General features: G+C 60.3%; 15 protein-coding genes and 1 tRNA gene. 4 read left to right on the plus strand and 12 right to left on the minus strand.

Annotated elements, in window-relative coordinates; translation table 11 throughout:
* Positions 1-870, minus strand: a complete 870-nt coding sequence (locus AC2A6O_RS27725) for a glycosyltransferase family 2 protein (protein ID WP_498931987.1) — start codon at positions 868-870, stop codon at positions 1-3.
* A gap of 392 nt (positions 871-1,262) precedes the next feature.
* Positions 1,263-1,339, minus strand: a tRNA-Ile gene (locus AC2A6O_RS27730).
* Between the two features lie 255 nt (positions 1,340-1,594).
* Here AC2A6O_RS27730 and AC2A6O_RS27735 point away from each other — a divergent pair.
* Together AC2A6O_RS27735 and AC2A6O_RS27740 are read left to right on the plus strand one after the other, a co-directional pair.
* Positions 1,595-2,662: an AI-2E family transporter gene (locus tag AC2A6O_RS27735; RefSeq protein ID WP_498931988.1), complete on the plus strand. Its 1,068-nt coding sequence runs from the start codon at positions 1,595-1,597 to the stop codon at positions 2,660-2,662.
* A 149-nt stretch (positions 2,663-2,811) separates the two neighbouring features.
* On the plus strand, positions 2,812-3,561 hold the full coding sequence (locus AC2A6O_RS27740; protein WP_498931989.1) for an SIMPL domain-containing protein: 750 nt from the start codon (positions 2,812-2,814) through the stop codon (positions 3,559-3,561).
* 102 nt (positions 3,562-3,663) lie between these two features.
* Here the strand turns inward: AC2A6O_RS27740 and AC2A6O_RS27745 are convergent, their stop codons facing one another.
* Positions 3,664-4,251, minus strand: a complete 588-nt coding sequence (locus AC2A6O_RS27745) for a GNAT family N-acetyltransferase (protein WP_498931990.1) — start codon at positions 4,249-4,251, stop codon at positions 3,664-3,666.
* 179 nt (positions 4,252-4,430) lie between these two features.
* Here AC2A6O_RS27745 and AC2A6O_RS27750 point away from each other — a divergent pair, with 179 nt between their 5' ends.
* Positions 4,431-4,931 (plus strand): cytochrome b, encoded by a 501-nt coding sequence (locus AC2A6O_RS27750; RefSeq protein ID WP_498931991.1) that lies wholly within the window; start codon positions 4,431-4,433, stop codon positions 4,929-4,931.
* Positions 4,932-4,994: 63 nt separating this feature from the next.
* Here the strand turns inward: AC2A6O_RS27750 and AC2A6O_RS27755 are convergent, their stop codons facing one another.
* Positions 4,995-6,092, minus strand: coding sequence for an NAD(P)/FAD-dependent oxidoreductase (locus AC2A6O_RS27755; protein WP_498931992.1), 1,098 nt, complete (start codon positions 6,090-6,092; stop codon positions 4,995-4,997).
* Positions 6,093-6,270: 178 nt separating this feature from the next.
* Between AC2A6O_RS27755 and AC2A6O_RS27760 the strand changes: the two genes are divergently transcribed.
* Positions 6,271-6,960 (plus strand): dimethylsulfonioproprionate lyase family protein, encoded by a 690-nt coding sequence (locus tag AC2A6O_RS27760; protein WP_148585918.1) that lies wholly within the window; start codon positions 6,271-6,273, stop codon positions 6,958-6,960.
* A gap of 29 nt (positions 6,961-6,989) precedes the next feature.
* Here AC2A6O_RS27760 and AC2A6O_RS27765 read toward each other — a convergent pair whose 3' ends face one another.
* The 8 genes from AC2A6O_RS27765 to AC2A6O_RS27800 form a co-directional block, all read right to left on the minus strand.
* A complete protein-coding gene (locus tag AC2A6O_RS27765; protein WP_498931993.1) occupies positions 6,990-7,814 on the minus strand; it encodes a transglutaminase-like domain-containing protein in 825 nt (274 codons plus the stop codon).
* A 10-nt stretch (positions 7,815-7,824) separates the two neighbouring features.
* Positions 7,825-8,934 carry a permease gene (locus AC2A6O_RS27770; protein ID WP_498931994.1) on the minus strand — a complete coding sequence of 370 codons (1,110 nt, stop codon included), beginning with the start codon at positions 8,932-8,934 and terminating at the stop codon, positions 7,825-7,827.
* On the minus strand, positions 8,927-9,259 hold the full coding sequence (locus tag AC2A6O_RS27775; protein WP_498931995.1) for an ArsR/SmtB family transcription factor: 333 nt from the start codon (positions 9,257-9,259) through the stop codon (positions 8,927-8,929). Before AC2A6O_RS27775 ends, AC2A6O_RS27770 begins: the two co-directional genes overlap by 8 nt.
* 300 nt (positions 9,260-9,559) lie before the next feature.
* Positions 9,560-10,285 carry a ribonuclease activity regulator RraA gene (locus tag AC2A6O_RS27780; RefSeq protein ID WP_148585915.1) on the minus strand — a complete coding sequence of 242 codons (726 nt, stop codon included), beginning with the start codon at positions 10,283-10,285 and terminating at the stop codon, positions 9,560-9,562.
* 7 nt (positions 10,286-10,292) lie between these two features.
* Entirely contained in the window at positions 10,293-12,026 is a 1,734-nt protein-coding gene (gene araD, locus AC2A6O_RS27785) for an L-arabinonate dehydratase (protein WP_498931996.1), read from the minus strand.
* A 4-nt stretch (positions 12,027-12,030) separates the two neighbouring features.
* On the minus strand, positions 12,031-12,195 hold the full coding sequence (locus tag AC2A6O_RS27790; RefSeq protein ID WP_162855072.1) for a hypothetical protein: 165 nt from the start codon (positions 12,193-12,195) through the stop codon (positions 12,031-12,033).
* 10 nt (positions 12,196-12,205) lie between these two features.
* Entirely contained in the window at positions 12,206-13,522 is a 1,317-nt protein-coding gene (locus AC2A6O_RS27795) for a TRAP transporter large permease (protein ID WP_498931997.1), read from the minus strand.
* Positions 13,512-14,033 (minus strand): TRAP transporter small permease subunit, encoded by a 522-nt coding sequence (locus tag AC2A6O_RS27800; RefSeq protein WP_162855071.1) that lies wholly within the window; start codon positions 14,031-14,033, stop codon positions 13,512-13,514. The genes AC2A6O_RS27795 and AC2A6O_RS27800 overlap by 11 nt, the downstream gene beginning before the upstream one ends.
* Between the last annotated feature and the right edge of the window lie 27 nt (positions 14,034-14,060).

Raw genomic sequence — 14,060 nt, forward strand, 5'->3', positions numbered from 1 at the left:
TCAGACAGCATGCTCCTTCTCAACCTCCTTGAAGGCGGAGCTAAGACGATCCTTGTCGATCCCCTTGAACGCAAGATACCTGTCCGAAAGCCGCAGTTTTCCCGCCTTCTGCGCGTGTTGCCGATCGTCTTCGGCATAGTCGTGACGCATCAGCGCGCCCGGCTGATACAAAAACCGCTCCGTGTCCACCTCACCCAGCATCCGGCAGCAAAGATCCATGCCTTCGTGGCCCGCCAGAAGCGGATCAAATCCGCCGTATTTTTCGAAGGCCACCGCCTGCCAGGTAGAAAATCCCTCTGTCGTCGGCGGCGCCGGTTTCAGGTCCTCACCGAGATCATAATGGTTGCCTGTCAGCCCGCTCCCAGACTTCGGCACAATGCGCCCCCGCACAGCGACAGCCTCACGATCGAGACAGCTGCTTGCAAGCAGATCAAGATCTGCCACCCCCGTCGACGCGTCATCGTCCAGAAACAGAAGACACTTCCCCCTGGCGACATAGGCGCCAACGTTTCGCGCCGCCGAACAGCCGATATTCTCCGGCAAGCCGAACACTCTAGCCTTGTCCCCATACCGGCCGGAACCGCCATCAGGGGTTTCCAATCCGTTGCCGACGAAAATCAATTCAACTTCCTCACGGCGGACGAAATCCTCAATACCCCGCCCAACCTCGCAAGCCTCCAGACTGTTGCGATGGGAAACGACGATCACCGACACCTTCGTGCGGTATATGTTTCGAAGATTTTCCGTCAGAACAAAACGATGAATATTCGCATAGACCTCCTGCAGGCAGGAAGAAACGACCCGCTGCGCATTTTCAAATTCACCATTCTCGAAATGACCTGTCGCCTGCGTGTAAGAAACCAAACTCACGTTCCCGCTCATGTCCAATCACGATGACCGTTCAGAAGTGCGCACATCCGCTCAACGCAGCAGCAGGCGGCCGCCTTGTTTGACGATGTAACCCGCACAGAACTTCCCCAGGGTCATCAAACCAAAGCTAAGCGCCCACCATCGCTCCGTCCAGCGTCACAACACATCTTTCATCCACACCACCTCTCCAGCGATCTCCAAAACGCAGTCGTACAGCAGGTGGGACTTGTCCGGAAAAAGCGGAAAGCACGCACTTCTGGAACGGGAGGCGTTCCAAGAGACAGGAAAGAGATCAATGCCGGAATTTCGGCGCAAAGCGGTCCGGCTAGCTCTCACGAGTGGACGTACCCGACCTTAATCGCAGAGGAACTTGGTATTGATCTAAAAGGAAATGGTGGGCCCGGAGGGACTCGAACCCCCAACCAATCCGTTATGAGCGGACGGCTCTAACCAATTGAGCTACAGGCCCACGGCAGGGCCGAGCCTTGCAAGGCCCTGCGTCTGGTTCCCTATACCACGGCCAATCGCCGGGGCAAGTGCTTTGAAACGGCTGGATGAAAAAGGTTGGGAAAGTGTCGCGCTGAAGGGGTGTCTCATGAGGGCGGGAGGGCGATGGTGGAAAAACCGGTTTCGTTCGCCTGCACCATCGGGTCTAAATGAAGCAGCCGGGCGTCGGCGAGTCGCCCGGTGATTTGACCTGCCGTTCTTTTCAGCCGGAGCCACCATGCGATCACCGCTTTTCACCGCCACGCTGAGTGTCCTGCTTGTTTGCATGATCGGCTGGCTGCTGGTGGTCGGGCGCTCGTTGATCCTGCCATTCGTCATCGCGCTGATCGTCTGGTACATGATCAACGCACTGGCCCATGTCTTCGCCCATATTCCGCTCGGCCGCTGGCGCCTGCCGCGTCTGGTGTCGTTTTCGCTGGCACTGCTGGCGATCTTCTTTGCCGGCACCCTGGTGCTCGACATCGTGACGGTCAACCTTACCCAGCTCGCCCAGGACGCACCGACCTATCAGCGTCGGCTGGAAGAACTCTTTGCCCAGACATCGAACCACCTGCACCTCAACGATCCGATCGAGTTGAAGGACCTTTTGCCCGATTCCGTCGTTCCACGCATGGTGACAGCCGGGGCGAGCCTGGTGACGACCATCGCGAGCTCGGCCAGCCTGGTGTTCATCTATGTGTTGTTTCTGGTACTCGAGCAATCGACGTTCGACCGCAAGTTCGAGCGGCTGTTTCCTTCGCCCGAGCGAGCGGAAGCCGCCTTTGCCATGCGGGCCGAGATCAATCGTTCGATCATGCATTATTTCACGATCAAGACCGCCGTGTCCGTTGCCACCGGTGTCCTGACCAGCCTTGTGCTGATCGCCATCGGCCTGCCCTATGCCGCGCTGTTCGGCTTCATCGCGTTCCTGCTCAACTACATTCCGACCATCGGCTCGCTGATCGGTGTGATCTTTCCCAGCCTCCTTGCCATTGTCTACTACGACACCTTGGGCCCTTTCATTGCCATTGCCACCGGCCTCGGTCTCATCCAGTTCTCTATCGGCAATCTGATAGAACCGCGTCTGATGGGCTCCAACCTCAACCTGTCCGGCCTCGTCATCATGCTGTCGCTGGCGTTCTGGGGCGCGATCTGGGGGGTTGTCGGCATGGTTCTCTGTGTTCCGCTGACAGTGATGATCGTGATCGTCTGCGCCCGTTTCGAAGGCTCCAGACCGATTGCGATTCTATTGTCGCAGACAGGCGAGGTCGGGGGACTGTCAGGCAAAAGCGGCGTCACCCATTAGACCTCAGAAGCAAGTTCCAGGGCTGATTTCAAAGCCCGCTGCCGACCGTTTCGATGAACGCCAGATGAACACAACCGTCATCACGCCGCCTCAATCACAAGCGAGTGTCCGGCCATCGAACAAATTGTTTCCATCAAGGATAAGTTCATATGACTGCACCTCTTTTTGCCCCCGTCTCGCTGCTGCGCAAGGCCGTTCTGGCTGCCGGCCTGAGTGCCGCGCTCGTAAGTGCCGCACCGGCTTTCGCTGAAGACGCCCCGGCACCGGTCGGCACCATCACGATGCAGGGCCGCGGCGAGGTTTCCGTTGCACCCGACATGGCCGTCATTACCGCCAGTGTCCTCACCACGGGCAAATCCACCGCCGACGTTCTGGCGGAAAACAGCGCCGCCATAGCCAAGGTCATCGAAGCGTTGAAGGCAAATGGCATCGAAGCCAAGGACATCCAGACCCGAGGCTTTGGCATCTATCCGCGTTACGATCATTCCAAGAGCAGCAACAGCAGCCAGCCCGATATTGCCGGCTATGAAGTGCGCAACGGCGTTGAGGTCAAGATCCGCGATCTGGCCAAGCTTGGTGGCGTGCTGACCCTTGTTGTCGAAAGCGGCGCCAATTCGGTTGATTCCACCCGTTTCGAAGTCAGCAATGCTGACGAGATCCTTGATGAAGCCCGCAAGAAGGCGGTCGAGGACGCCCGGCACAAGGCGGATGTATTCGCGGCGGCTGCTGGCGTCGAACTCGGCGCCATTGCCGACATCACGGAAAACGGCACCGAAATGCCACGCCCCTACATGATGCGCGCCGAAGGCATGATGCTGTCCAAGTCCGCTGATGTGCCGATCGAGGCAGGCGAAGAGACCATCAGCGCGACTGTCACGATCCGCTGGACGCTGAAGTAACCACGTCCACTAATCAAAAACCGGGGTCTGGTTTCCAGGCCCCGGTTTTTCTATGCCCTGATCAGGCAATCTTCCGCGCGATTGGCTTTCCTGGCAGACCTCTCACAAGGTCCGGTGCCACACCTGCATCGGTTTGTCGGTCTCAACGCTTTCCCCGACGTCTCGCCAGGGAAACGTCACGACGACACCGTCGAGCTTCTCATACCCGCGTTTGCGCCAGAACGGATCGAGCGGTGCGTAATCGGCTGGCCTCAAAGGATGGGTGTCCGGGCGGATCACGGCACAGAAGGCTGCCTCACCGAAACCGAGCCGCCGGGCGTGCGCTTCGCGCTCGTCGAAGAAGCGGTGGCCGATGCCCTGACCGCGATAGGCCGGGTCCAGAACGGATTCGGCCATATAGAAGATCCTTTCCGGATCAAGGCCGCGCTCGACGAAAGGCCCTTTGAAGGCATCCAGTTCGGCACCGAGGGGTTCGCCAGTCGCAGCTCCGATTAGTCGGTCGCCGTCATAGGCCCCGACGATCACGGCCCCGTCTGTCCGGACATAGCGCTGCAGGTAGCCGGCTTCGTAGTCTAGAGAGCCTTCGTAGAGATAAGGCCAGCTCCGGAAAACGGATATCCTCAGACGTGCAAGGTCGTTCAAGGCAGCGGTCAGCGCATCGCCCGTCAGCGTTCTGATGTCGGCTGGCATGATGTCTCCCGTTCTTCGCAAGTCCTCCGGCGCTGAACAGAACAGGCCGGCCTGTTTGCAATTGTCGCAAAAACTGTTGGAACCGTTACCAAATCGTACAAAAGTGCGATACCTGTTCCCGCCCAATCGTGGCACTAATGAACGGCACTTCTATTGTTTGCCAGGAGCCAAAGCCCGCCATGTCCAGGACACAGCCAGCTGCCTACAGCCCGATCCACATCCTTTTGCACTGGGTGATTGCCGCCCTGATCCTGTTTCAGCTGATCTTCGGTGAAAGCATGGGCGATTTGAAACACGCGCTGCGCGACGGCAGCGTGCCGGACGCGATGACCGCTTTTCTGGGCAATGCCCATATCTGGGTTGGTATTTCCGTTCTGGCCTTGACGGTCGTTCGTCTTCTCGTGAGGTTTGCATTCGGGGTGCCGGCGCCGCTGCCCACGTCCCGGATGCAGGAACTGGCGGCCAAGTCCGTTCACGGCCTGCTCTATCTGGGTTTGCTGCTGGCACCGATCACCGGCCTGTTGGCCTGGTTTGGCGGCATCCACACGGCAGGAGAAATCCACGAACTCTTCAAGCCGTTCTTCATCGTGCTGATCTCACTGCATGTGCTCGGCGCGCTCTACCATCATATCGCGCTCAAGGACGGCACCTTGATGCGGATGATTTCTTCCCGTCGCTGATCGTAAAAAGAAAGGCTCCGGCGATCTCATTCACCGGAGCCTTTCTGTGTCGTGTCAGATGACTTAGTCGCGGGCTTCCAGCCACACCCGTGCGGCGTCCATATCCTTGCCGGTATAGCCTTCAGCAAGCTTCTGCCCCACGACAGCACCGAACTTGTAGCCATGTCCGGAACAGGCCGAGACGACGGTCGCCTTGCCTTCGCTCATGGCAAAGAAATGTTCGTCGGCGGTGAATGTATAGGCGCAGGTGACGACGTCATCCACGCGGTATTCCTTGATCCGGCAGAACGGCGGCGAGAAATGATCGCGCAGGGTCTCGCCCTCGCCGGCAACGGGTGTCCGGTCCTGGTTCGGCGGCGCCTTGTACTTGTGAATGCCGGCACCGAACTTGAGCCCGGTTCCCGCCACCGGCGGAATGATATAGCCATCGACAGGTCCGCCCGGATCGAGGATCACCGGCGAGTGTTCCCAGGCCTCGCGCAGATCCTCAGGCGGCGTCAGATAAACAACGGCGGTCCGGTAAGTCGTCAGATTGATGTCCAGCTTGGGGAAGAGCCCCAGCGTCCAGGCACCGGCCGTCACGATCACATGATCGCCGGAAACCGTGCTGCCGTCGGCAAGGGTCACTGTGCCGGCGGAGGTATCAACGGCAGTGACTTGCGCGTTTTCGCGCACATCGGCGCCATTAGCGATCAACCAGTCGCGCACACCGGCAGCGATTTTCTGGCACAGAAGCACGCCGCCTTCCTCGCTGACAGCGCCGTAGCGGATGGTCGCCGGATCGACGTAGGGAAACCGTTTCGCAGTCTCCTCCGGCGTCAGATTCTCGAACGGATAACCACCCTCGGCAAGACCATCCCGGTAGACTTCACCTCCGTCGCCCGGTTGCTGCGACATCAACAGGAAGCCCGTCTCGACAAGATACTTCTCACCCAGATCGTCCCACAATTCATCCCATGCTGCGTAAGCATCGCCGATGCGGCGCTGATAGCCGCCCTGGCCGCCATAGGCGCGGCGGATGATCCGGTGCTGGTCACCGGACGCGGAAAGCGGGTTGGGAATCGGCCCCTGCTCCAGAAGCGTTACCGGAACGCCTCGTTTTGTCAGGGCCCAGGCGGTGGAAAAGCCGGAAACGCCAGCTCCAACGATCACAACTGTCATGAATTACATCCTGCGGAATGGGCGGTCAGATTATCTGCCTGTCCGGCGAGCGCAAGAGACGTTCTGACGCAAATTGCGCATGCCGGTTATGTATTTTCGGTTGCCGCAGAGTGAGAAGCAGCTACCCTTCGACCTGACAGGTTCTGGGCATCGTCATTGTGGTCCGGGAGGACAAGCAGTGCTGGAAAAAGACATTTCGGAAGAACAACCTCTGGCAAGCCGCCGTCTGGCCGATTTCCCTGACTGGGGCTATCTACTGCGGGAATTCTACGAGGCGTACCGGTTCCTCTCGTCCGGTGGCAGCGACAGGATCCGGGCACACCAGCGCGCCGTGCGCGAGGCGATCAGCCGGGTGTTGAAAGCCGATCCGGAAATGCGGTTCGATGCCCCTGCCCACAAACCGGTGACGGCCCATTTGAGGCGTGCGCTGGACGAGGGCAAACAGGAGCGAACAGCCCCGCTCGTGCGCGCCATCGACAGCATCAGGGATCATCTGATCTGGCAGTATGGCTACGAAAAGGTACCGCGCGGTCTCGACAAGACCTATGCCTATGCGGAAATCTGCGGACCGAACGGCCCGGTCCTGACGACGGAGGTCATTCTGGGTCTTGTTCTGTTTGCACCGGGCTGCACCTATCCGGCCCATGCGCACAGCGGCATATCGGAAAGTTACATCTGCGTTTCAGGAGCAGTTTCGGAAAATCACCAGGGCGTTTATTCGCCGGGTTCCATGATCTTCAATCCGCCGGAACACATGCACCGGATCACCGTTTCCAAGCTGGAACCGGCGTTGCTGGCCTGGGCCTGGATCGGCACGCCAGAGCGCCTTGCCAATCAGAAGATGGTGTTCAGCCGCAAAAAGGGGTGATCACAGGCGGGACATCGTCTCTGGCTATGTCAGACGATATCCCGCCGGATCGTGATGTCTGCCTTTTCCAGCCCGTCCGGCGAAAGCCAGACAGGTTCTGCTATCAGTTTTTCGCAGAAGACACCGAGTTCGGGAAAGGTGAGCCCCATGGAATGGGCCAGCGCGACCCGATCTCCCGGCTTGGGGTTGAGACCGCTGCGAATGTCCCGCGTTCCCATCTTCAGGTGATGGGCGATATCCCATTCCAGCACCACGCCCTCATGCCGGGTCACCACCCAGCAGTGCCTGTCGTCGCAGCGACCGGCCTTTTCTTGCGGGAAGAAATAGCCGGTTACGTAACCGGCCTCGAAGCCGGCCGCGCGCAGGCTGGCGATCAGGTAGGTGTTGATGTCGATGCAGGAGCCTTCCGTCAGCCCGCAGGATAAATAAGGCACCTCATCGCACCCCTCATTGAACCGCACCTGCGGGTGGGCATATCGAAACTTTTCCGCCGTCGCGTTGACGAGCGCCTGAATAGCCGCGTGCCCGTCCGGCTGGCTGTCGGCAATGTTGATCGCATCAAAGACGAGATCCTGAGCAGCTCGGGTGAAACGATTTCGCAGCGGTGCGAACACCGCCTCCGGATACCCCGGGCCTTCGTCCCGGAACGCGTATTTGACGAAAACATCCGAGCCAGGATCAACAGACACCACGGCCACCATCTGCCCCGTGGTGATTTCACCGGCCAGGGCAACCGTGCCGCCGTCAACCTCGAAGTGGACCGGCGTTTGATGCGGCGTCGGCAGGCCGACGGGCACCAGCAGCTTGCAGCCCGTCTCTTTCGGCCTGACAGTGACTGTAACGTTGGTGTGCATCTTCGTTCCTTCAGACAAGAAGCTGGAAGATCAAGCCGGACAGCACTGCCCCAGCGAAACCGAGACCGATATAAGCGGCAAAGACCTGCGGGCGAACCAGCGACCAGACGGCCGCCATTGCCGGGATCGAACTGACCGCGCCTGCGATCATGAACGCCATGGCCGCCCCGGAGCTCATGCCCTGCTCCATCAGCCCGGAAAGAAGCGGCGGTGCCACATAACTGTTGAGATAGGCCGGCATCCCGATCAGCGCCGACAGAAGGATTGCGCCCAGCCCGTCACCGCCGACAGCCCGCCCAATCAGATCCGCCGGTACATAGGTGACGAGCGCCGCTTCCAGCACATAGGCCAATGCCAGCCACTTGATCAGGAACAGCGCATTGGCTTTCAGTTCGCTCCTGAACTTGTCGGTACGCTCGCGCTCCTGCCAGATCCGCCAGACGGGCCGTCCTGTCTTGGGCGACGCCCCACAGCCGCAGCCACCGGTCGCCGCCCCAACCTTCACCGGATTGGCCAGAAAGCCGCTGCGAAGGGCCAAGGCTACAAAAAATCCGCCGAAAAGACCCAAGGCGACAGCAAAGACCGCCTTGCCGATTGCAAAGGGCCAACCCAATGCTCCTGCAGTGATCAGCAGTGTGGGCGGGTCGATCAATGGAGACGACAGCCAGAAGGCCATGATGGCCGACAGCGGCGCGCCGACCGCCAGAAGACCGGCAATAAACGGGATCACCTCGCACGAACAGAAAGGGGCTAGCCCGCCGAAGAGGGCCGCAAGCACGATTGCCTGTGTCTCGCGCCCTTCAAACGCCCGACCGACGAACGCCTCTGCCCCGGCGGCCTTCAGAAAGGCAATCAGGACCACGGCAAACGCAATATACGGCAACGTCCCGGCAAAGGCGGAGAGCGCGAAGGTCACGAAGGCGACGAAGTGTGGCTGGTCCAGCAAAAGCACCATCAAGGGACCGCCGATGACGACGGTCCATGTCGACAGGAGGTATTTCGAAGTGGCCAGCGACTTGAAGGACCATTTTGAAACCGGCGTGCTGCAGCAGGCGGTCTTGGGCGCGCAACAGCTTGCACCGCTGCCGCTGGGCTGAAGGTCGTTCAGGGCATCAGACATCGGCAGGCTCCCTTTCTGCGGTTGGGCAATCGCAGCCCTTTTCGTCCACACAGCACTCTTTCAGGATGTAACCGGCGAGGTTCTCCAGATGGCCGTAGGCGGCCCGGTTGATAACCGAACGTCCGTCCTTTTCCTGAGACACCAGACCAGCTGAGGCGAGAAATTTCAGGTGATGTGCCAGCGTCGAAGCAGCCATGCCGGTGCGGGACTGGATATCCCCCACCGTCAGACCGCCCTGACCGGCCTTCACCAGGGTCAACACCACCTGCAACCGGGCCTCCGAGCCCAGCGCGGCAAACCCTTGCGCTGCAATTTCCAGATCCATTTGCGCCTCACTCAATATAACTATATTTCTAGTTATATAGTTTCTTTGGCGCTGTCAACTGCCTCCGCAGGCCGACAAGCCGTCGGATCGGCGCATTCAACTTCAGTGGTGGCAGAAAGGCTTTGCGAGGCGGGAACGTCAGTCAAGACCTGTCCTACACTACGCCCTCATCCTTCGAGACAGCGCTACGCACTTCCTCAGGATGAAGTTGTGAGTGTAGCGTGGGTGTGGGTGACGAAAGTGCCAGTCGACCACGTCAGCCCATTCGAGCAGCGACTGCTTCACCGCGGCTCGCCCCCCCTACCGGCCGGTCTTCTGCCGCCAGGCTTCATATTTCTGAACGTTCTCTTCCTTCGTCGGCGGATAGAGACCGATAATCGGGGTTCCGGCCTGAACCTCCTCCAGCACGAAATCCTCGAAGCTCTCCATGCCCGTGCATTCGTCCGCCAGTTCATCGGCCAGATGTGCCGGGATCACCATGACGCCGTCCTTGTCGCCGACCAGAACGTCACCCGGGAACACCGGAGCGTCGCCACAGGAGATCGGCACGTTGATGTCGAGCGCCTCGTGAAGGGTCAGGTTGGTTGGCGCCGAGGGCTTGGCGTAATAGGCGGGCATGTCCAGTGCGCCGATGCCTTCCGCATCCCGGAAGCCGCCGTCGGAGACAACGCCTGCGGCACCGCGCAGCGCCAGTCGCGTGATCAGGATGGAGCCTGCCGTTGCCGCGCGGGCGTCCTTGCGGGCATCCATCACCAGCACGTGGCCCGGCGGACAGGTTTCCACGGCAACTCGCTGCGGGTGGTCCGGATTGCGGAAAACCGTGATCGGATTTCGGTCTTCCCGCGCCGGGATATAGCGCAGCGTGAAGGCCTGACCGACCATGTTTTCGTCTTTCGGGGCGACAGGCACAACGCCCTGGATGAACTGGTTGCGTAGGCCGCGCTTGTAGAGCGCCGTCGCAATGGAAGCGGTCGAAACCTTTTTCAGCTTCGCGCGGGTGTCGTCGGAAAGGGTGTAGTCGCTCATGATGTCCTCAGAAGATGTCGGGTTCGCCGGCGGTACGGCCGAAGTCGGATTGCAGAAAGTCGAAGTCGCAGCCCTTGTCAGCCTGGGTGACATGCCGCTGGTAGAGATAGCCGAACCCGCGCTCGTACCGGGGGACCGGCGCTTGCCAGGCAGCCTTGCGGGCCTCCAGTTCCGCCTCGTCCACCACCATGTCGAGCCGGCGGTTCGCAAGATCGAGCCGGACGATGTCGCCCGTCTTCAACAACGCCAGAGGCCCGCCGACATAGCTTTCCGGTGCCACATGAAGCACGCAGGCGCCATAGGACGTACCGGACATGCGCGCATCGGAGATCCGCAACATGTCGCGATGGCCCTGCTTGATCAGCGCTTTGGGGATCGGCAGCATGCCCCATTCGGGAAACCCCGGCCCGCCTTGAGGCCCTGCATTGCGCAGCACCAGGACATGATCGGGCGTGACCTCAAGGGCCTCATCGTCTATGGCCGCCTTCATGTCCGGATAGCTGTCGAACACCAGCGCCGGTCCTTCGTGATAATGGAACTTCGGGTCGCAGGCCGCCGGTTTGATCACAGCACCGTCCGGGCACAGATTGCCGCGCAGAACGGCGAGCGATCCTTCCCGGTAGACCGGATTGGACAGCGGACGAATGACGTCGTCGTTATAGACCACCGCGCCTTCCAGGTTCTCACCCAGTGTCTTGCCTGTGATGGTCAAGACGGAAAGATCCAGCCGATCCTCGATCTGTTTCATCAGCGCGCGCAGACCGCCCGCATAGAAGAAATCCTCCATCAGGTAGTCCTTGCCGGAGGGACGCACATTCGCGATCAACGGCGTCACCCGGCCAAGGGCATCCAGATCGTCGAGGGACAGATCGACACCCGCCCGGCGCGCCATGGCGATAAGGTGCACGACCGCATTGGTGGAACACCCGGTGGCCATGGCAACGACAGCAGCGTTCCGGCAGGCGGCCTCCGTGACGATACGGTCCGGCGTCAGGTCTTCCCAGACCATCTCGACAATCCGCCTGCCGCAATCGGCCCCCATGCGCTGGTGACCACTGTCGACAGCCGGAATGGAAGACGCCCCCGGAAGGGTCAGGCCCATCGCATCGGCAATGGCCGTCATCGTCGAGGCCGTGCCCATGGTCATGCAGGTACCGGCCGAGCGGGCGATGCCGCCCTGGATGCCCAGCCATTCCTCGTCGGAAATATTGCCTGCCCGGCGTTCGTCCCAGTATTTCCAGGCATCGGAACCAGAGCCCAGGATCTTGCCGGCGTAATTGCCGCGCAGCATCGGGCCCGCCGGCAGATAGATCATCGGAACGCCAGCCGAAATCGCCCCCATGACAAGACCCGGCGTTGTCTTGTCGCAGCCTCCCATCAGCACCACGCCGTCCAGCGGGTGCGAGCGGATCATCTCTTCCGTCTCCATGGCCAGCATGTTGCGATAGAGCATCGAGGTCGGCTTGGTGAAGCTTTCGTCAACCGAGAGCGACGGCATCTCGACGGGAAAACCTCCCGCCTGGAACACGCCGCGCTTCACATCCTGCACCCGTTCCTTGAAGTGGGCATGGCAGGTGTTCAGCTCCGACCAGGTGTTGAGTACACCGATCATCGGTTTGTTCCGGAAGTCGTCTTCCGAATAGCCGAGTTGCATCAACCGCGAGCGATGACCGAAGCTGCGTAGATCGTCTGGAGCGAACCAGCGCGCGGAACGTAAGTCTTTTGGGGCTTTGTGCGTCATGATTTTATCCGGTGAAGGCAAAGGTCAGCCAGATGACGATGAGGGTGAAGACGAGACCGGCAACTTCCGGCCAATTGCCGAAGCGGTCGTCGCGGCGTTCTTCGTCCGCGAAATCTCCAGGTGTGATGTCCTCATCCTGGCGGGTAAGATCCTTGTCTGTGATTTTCATCTAAGCCTCCTCAATCCAGCAGGTTCGGCAGCCAAAGCGCCAGATCTGGGAAAAACAGCACCAGGAACAGGCCGACAGCCTGCAACGCGATGAACGGCAGCACGGCAGCGAAGATTTCCTGAAGCTGGATGTCCTTTGGCGCCACGGACTTCAGGAAGAAGCAGGCAGGGCCAAAGGGGGGCGACAGGTAGTAGATCTGGATGTTCATGGCGAAGAGCACCCCGAACCAGACCGGATCGAACCCGAGATCCACCACCACCGGCGCGAAGATCGGCACCGTGATGAAGATGATTGCAATCCATTCCAGGAAGGTTCCGAGCAGCATCACGATCAGCATCATGACGGCGATCACCAGGATGGGTGCGATATCGAGGGAGGTCAGCAGGCCGCGCAGGAATTCGCCGCCACCGATCCGGTTGTAGATGCCGATCAGCGAGACAGCCCCCAGCACCAGCCAGATGATGGAGCCGACCGTCAACACCGTCTGACGCATGGCATCGCGTGCCATCTTCCAGGTCAGCTCGTTCCGGATGGCGGCAACCACAAGCGCACCGACAGCGCCAACCGCAGCCGCCTCCGTGACGGTGGCAACACCGGAATAGATCACCCCGAGTACGGCGCCGATCAGAAGCCCAGGCAGGACGACGCCCTTCAGAAACTTGACGCGCTGGAACAGCGGCAACCCGGTTTCGGGAATATCGTAGATTGGCGCCAACGCCGGATTCAGCCGGACCCGAACCAGTATGTAGGTGATGAACAGGCTTGCGAGGATCAGCCCCGGCACCGCGGAGGCGGCGAAGAGCTTGGTGATCGACACCTGGGCGGCAAGGCCGTACACGATCAGGACCACCGAGGGCGGGATCAGCGTTGCCAGGGCACCGGCTGCGCAGATGATGCCGATGGAAAGCTTGCGGTCATAGCCCAGGCGCAACATCTGCGGCAGAGCGATCAGACCCAGCATGACGATCTCGCCGCCCATGATGCCGGACATTGCCGCCAGCACCACCGCGACGACACATGTCTGCACCGCCACCGAACCGCGGAAGCGCCCGCCCAGGATCGCCATACTGTCGAACAGCGACTGCGCGATGCCCGATCGTTCCAGAACATTGGCCATGAAGACGAAGAAGGGAATGGCTATCAGCTCGTACTTGTGAAGAACCTCGCCGACATTGGCGGCAACGATGAAGAAGCCGGCACGTTCGCCGAAATAAAGGATCGCGGTCGCCAGCGACACCGTCAGCGTGGTTATGCCAAGCGGCACGCCCAGCGCCATCAGCGCCAGCAGCGCAACGACGATCAGAAGGGTGATGATTTCAATGCCCACCGGCGATCTCCCCTTCGGTGCGCTGGAACCAGCGAATGATGTTTGCGACAAGCTGGAGGATGTAGAGAACGCAACCCACGACAAGCAGGGTCTTGAGATAGGTCGGCTGGATCGAATTGAGTGCGGTGCCGGAATGTTCGGTGCGCTTCAGCACCTTCAGCATCGGGTCCCACAGGGCCAGCGTCAGAACGCCCACGGCCCCTGCCGCGATCAGCATCTGCAACAGCCGCATGACGTGCCAGACGCGGGGGCTGACCAGCGTTTCGATCATGGTGATGGAAATATGCCGCTGCCGCTGGGTGACATATCCAACAGCCAGAACCCAGGCCGAGGCACAGAGCGTCATGGCAAGTTCCGTCGACCAGACCGTCGGCCTGTCAAAGCCGTACCGCATCACCACCTCGAGGGCCGAGACTGCGATACACGCAAAAAACAGCACGGAGCAGCCATGGCCGATGAACACGCTGACATGGTCCATGATTTCGGCATAGCGCGCGAATAGGCGTTTCATCATCCCTCCCGGAATGCAGGTAGATCT

It is taken from the genome of Labrenzia sp. ATLA3 (assembly GCF_057180185.1).

Bases quoted from the DNA above. Each gene is read 5' to 3' on its own strand.
- AC2A6O_RS27735 (WP_498931988.1), top strand. From the start codon at position 1,595: ATGCGATCACCGCTTTTCACCGCCACGCTGAGTGTCCTGCTTGTTTGC.
- AC2A6O_RS27740 (WP_498931989.1), top strand. From the start codon at position 2,812: ATGACTGCACCTCTTTTTGCCCCCGTCTCGCTGCTGCGCAAGGCCGTT.
- AC2A6O_RS27745 (WP_498931990.1), bottom strand. From the start codon at position 4,251: ATGCCAGCCGACATCAGAACGCTGACGGGCGATGCGCTGACCGCTGCC.
- AC2A6O_RS27750 (WP_498931991.1), top strand. From the start codon at position 4,431: ATGTCCAGGACACAGCCAGCTGCCTACAGCCCGATCCACATCCTTTTG.
- AC2A6O_RS27755 (WP_498931992.1), bottom strand. From the start codon at position 6,092: ATGACAGTTGTGATCGTTGGAGCTGGCGTTTCCGGCTTTTCCACCGCC.
- AC2A6O_RS27765 (WP_498931993.1), bottom strand. From the start codon at position 7,814: ATGCACACCAACGTTACAGTCACTGTCAGGCCGAAAGAGACGGGCTGC.
- AC2A6O_RS27770 (WP_498931994.1), bottom strand. From the start codon at position 8,934: ATGTCTGATGCCCTGAACGACCTTCAGCCCAGCGGCAGCGGTGCAAGC.
- AC2A6O_RS27775 (WP_498931995.1), bottom strand. From the start codon at position 9,259: ATGGATCTGGAAATTGCAGCGCAAGGGTTTGCCGCGCTGGGCTCGGAG.
- AC2A6O_RS27780 (WP_148585915.1), bottom strand. From the start codon at position 10,285: ATGAGCGACTACACCCTTTCCGACGACACCCGCGCGAAGCTGAAAAAG.
- araD (WP_498931996.1), bottom strand. From the start codon at position 12,026: ATGACGCACAAAGCCCCAAAAGACTTACGTTCCGCGCGCTGGTTCGCT.
- AC2A6O_RS27790 (WP_162855072.1), bottom strand. From the start codon at position 12,195: ATGAAAATCACAGACAAGGATCTTACCCGCCAGGATGAGGACATCACA.
- AC2A6O_RS27800 (WP_162855071.1), bottom strand. From the start codon at position 14,033: ATGAAACGCCTATTCGCGCGCTATGCCGAAATCATGGACCATGTCAGC.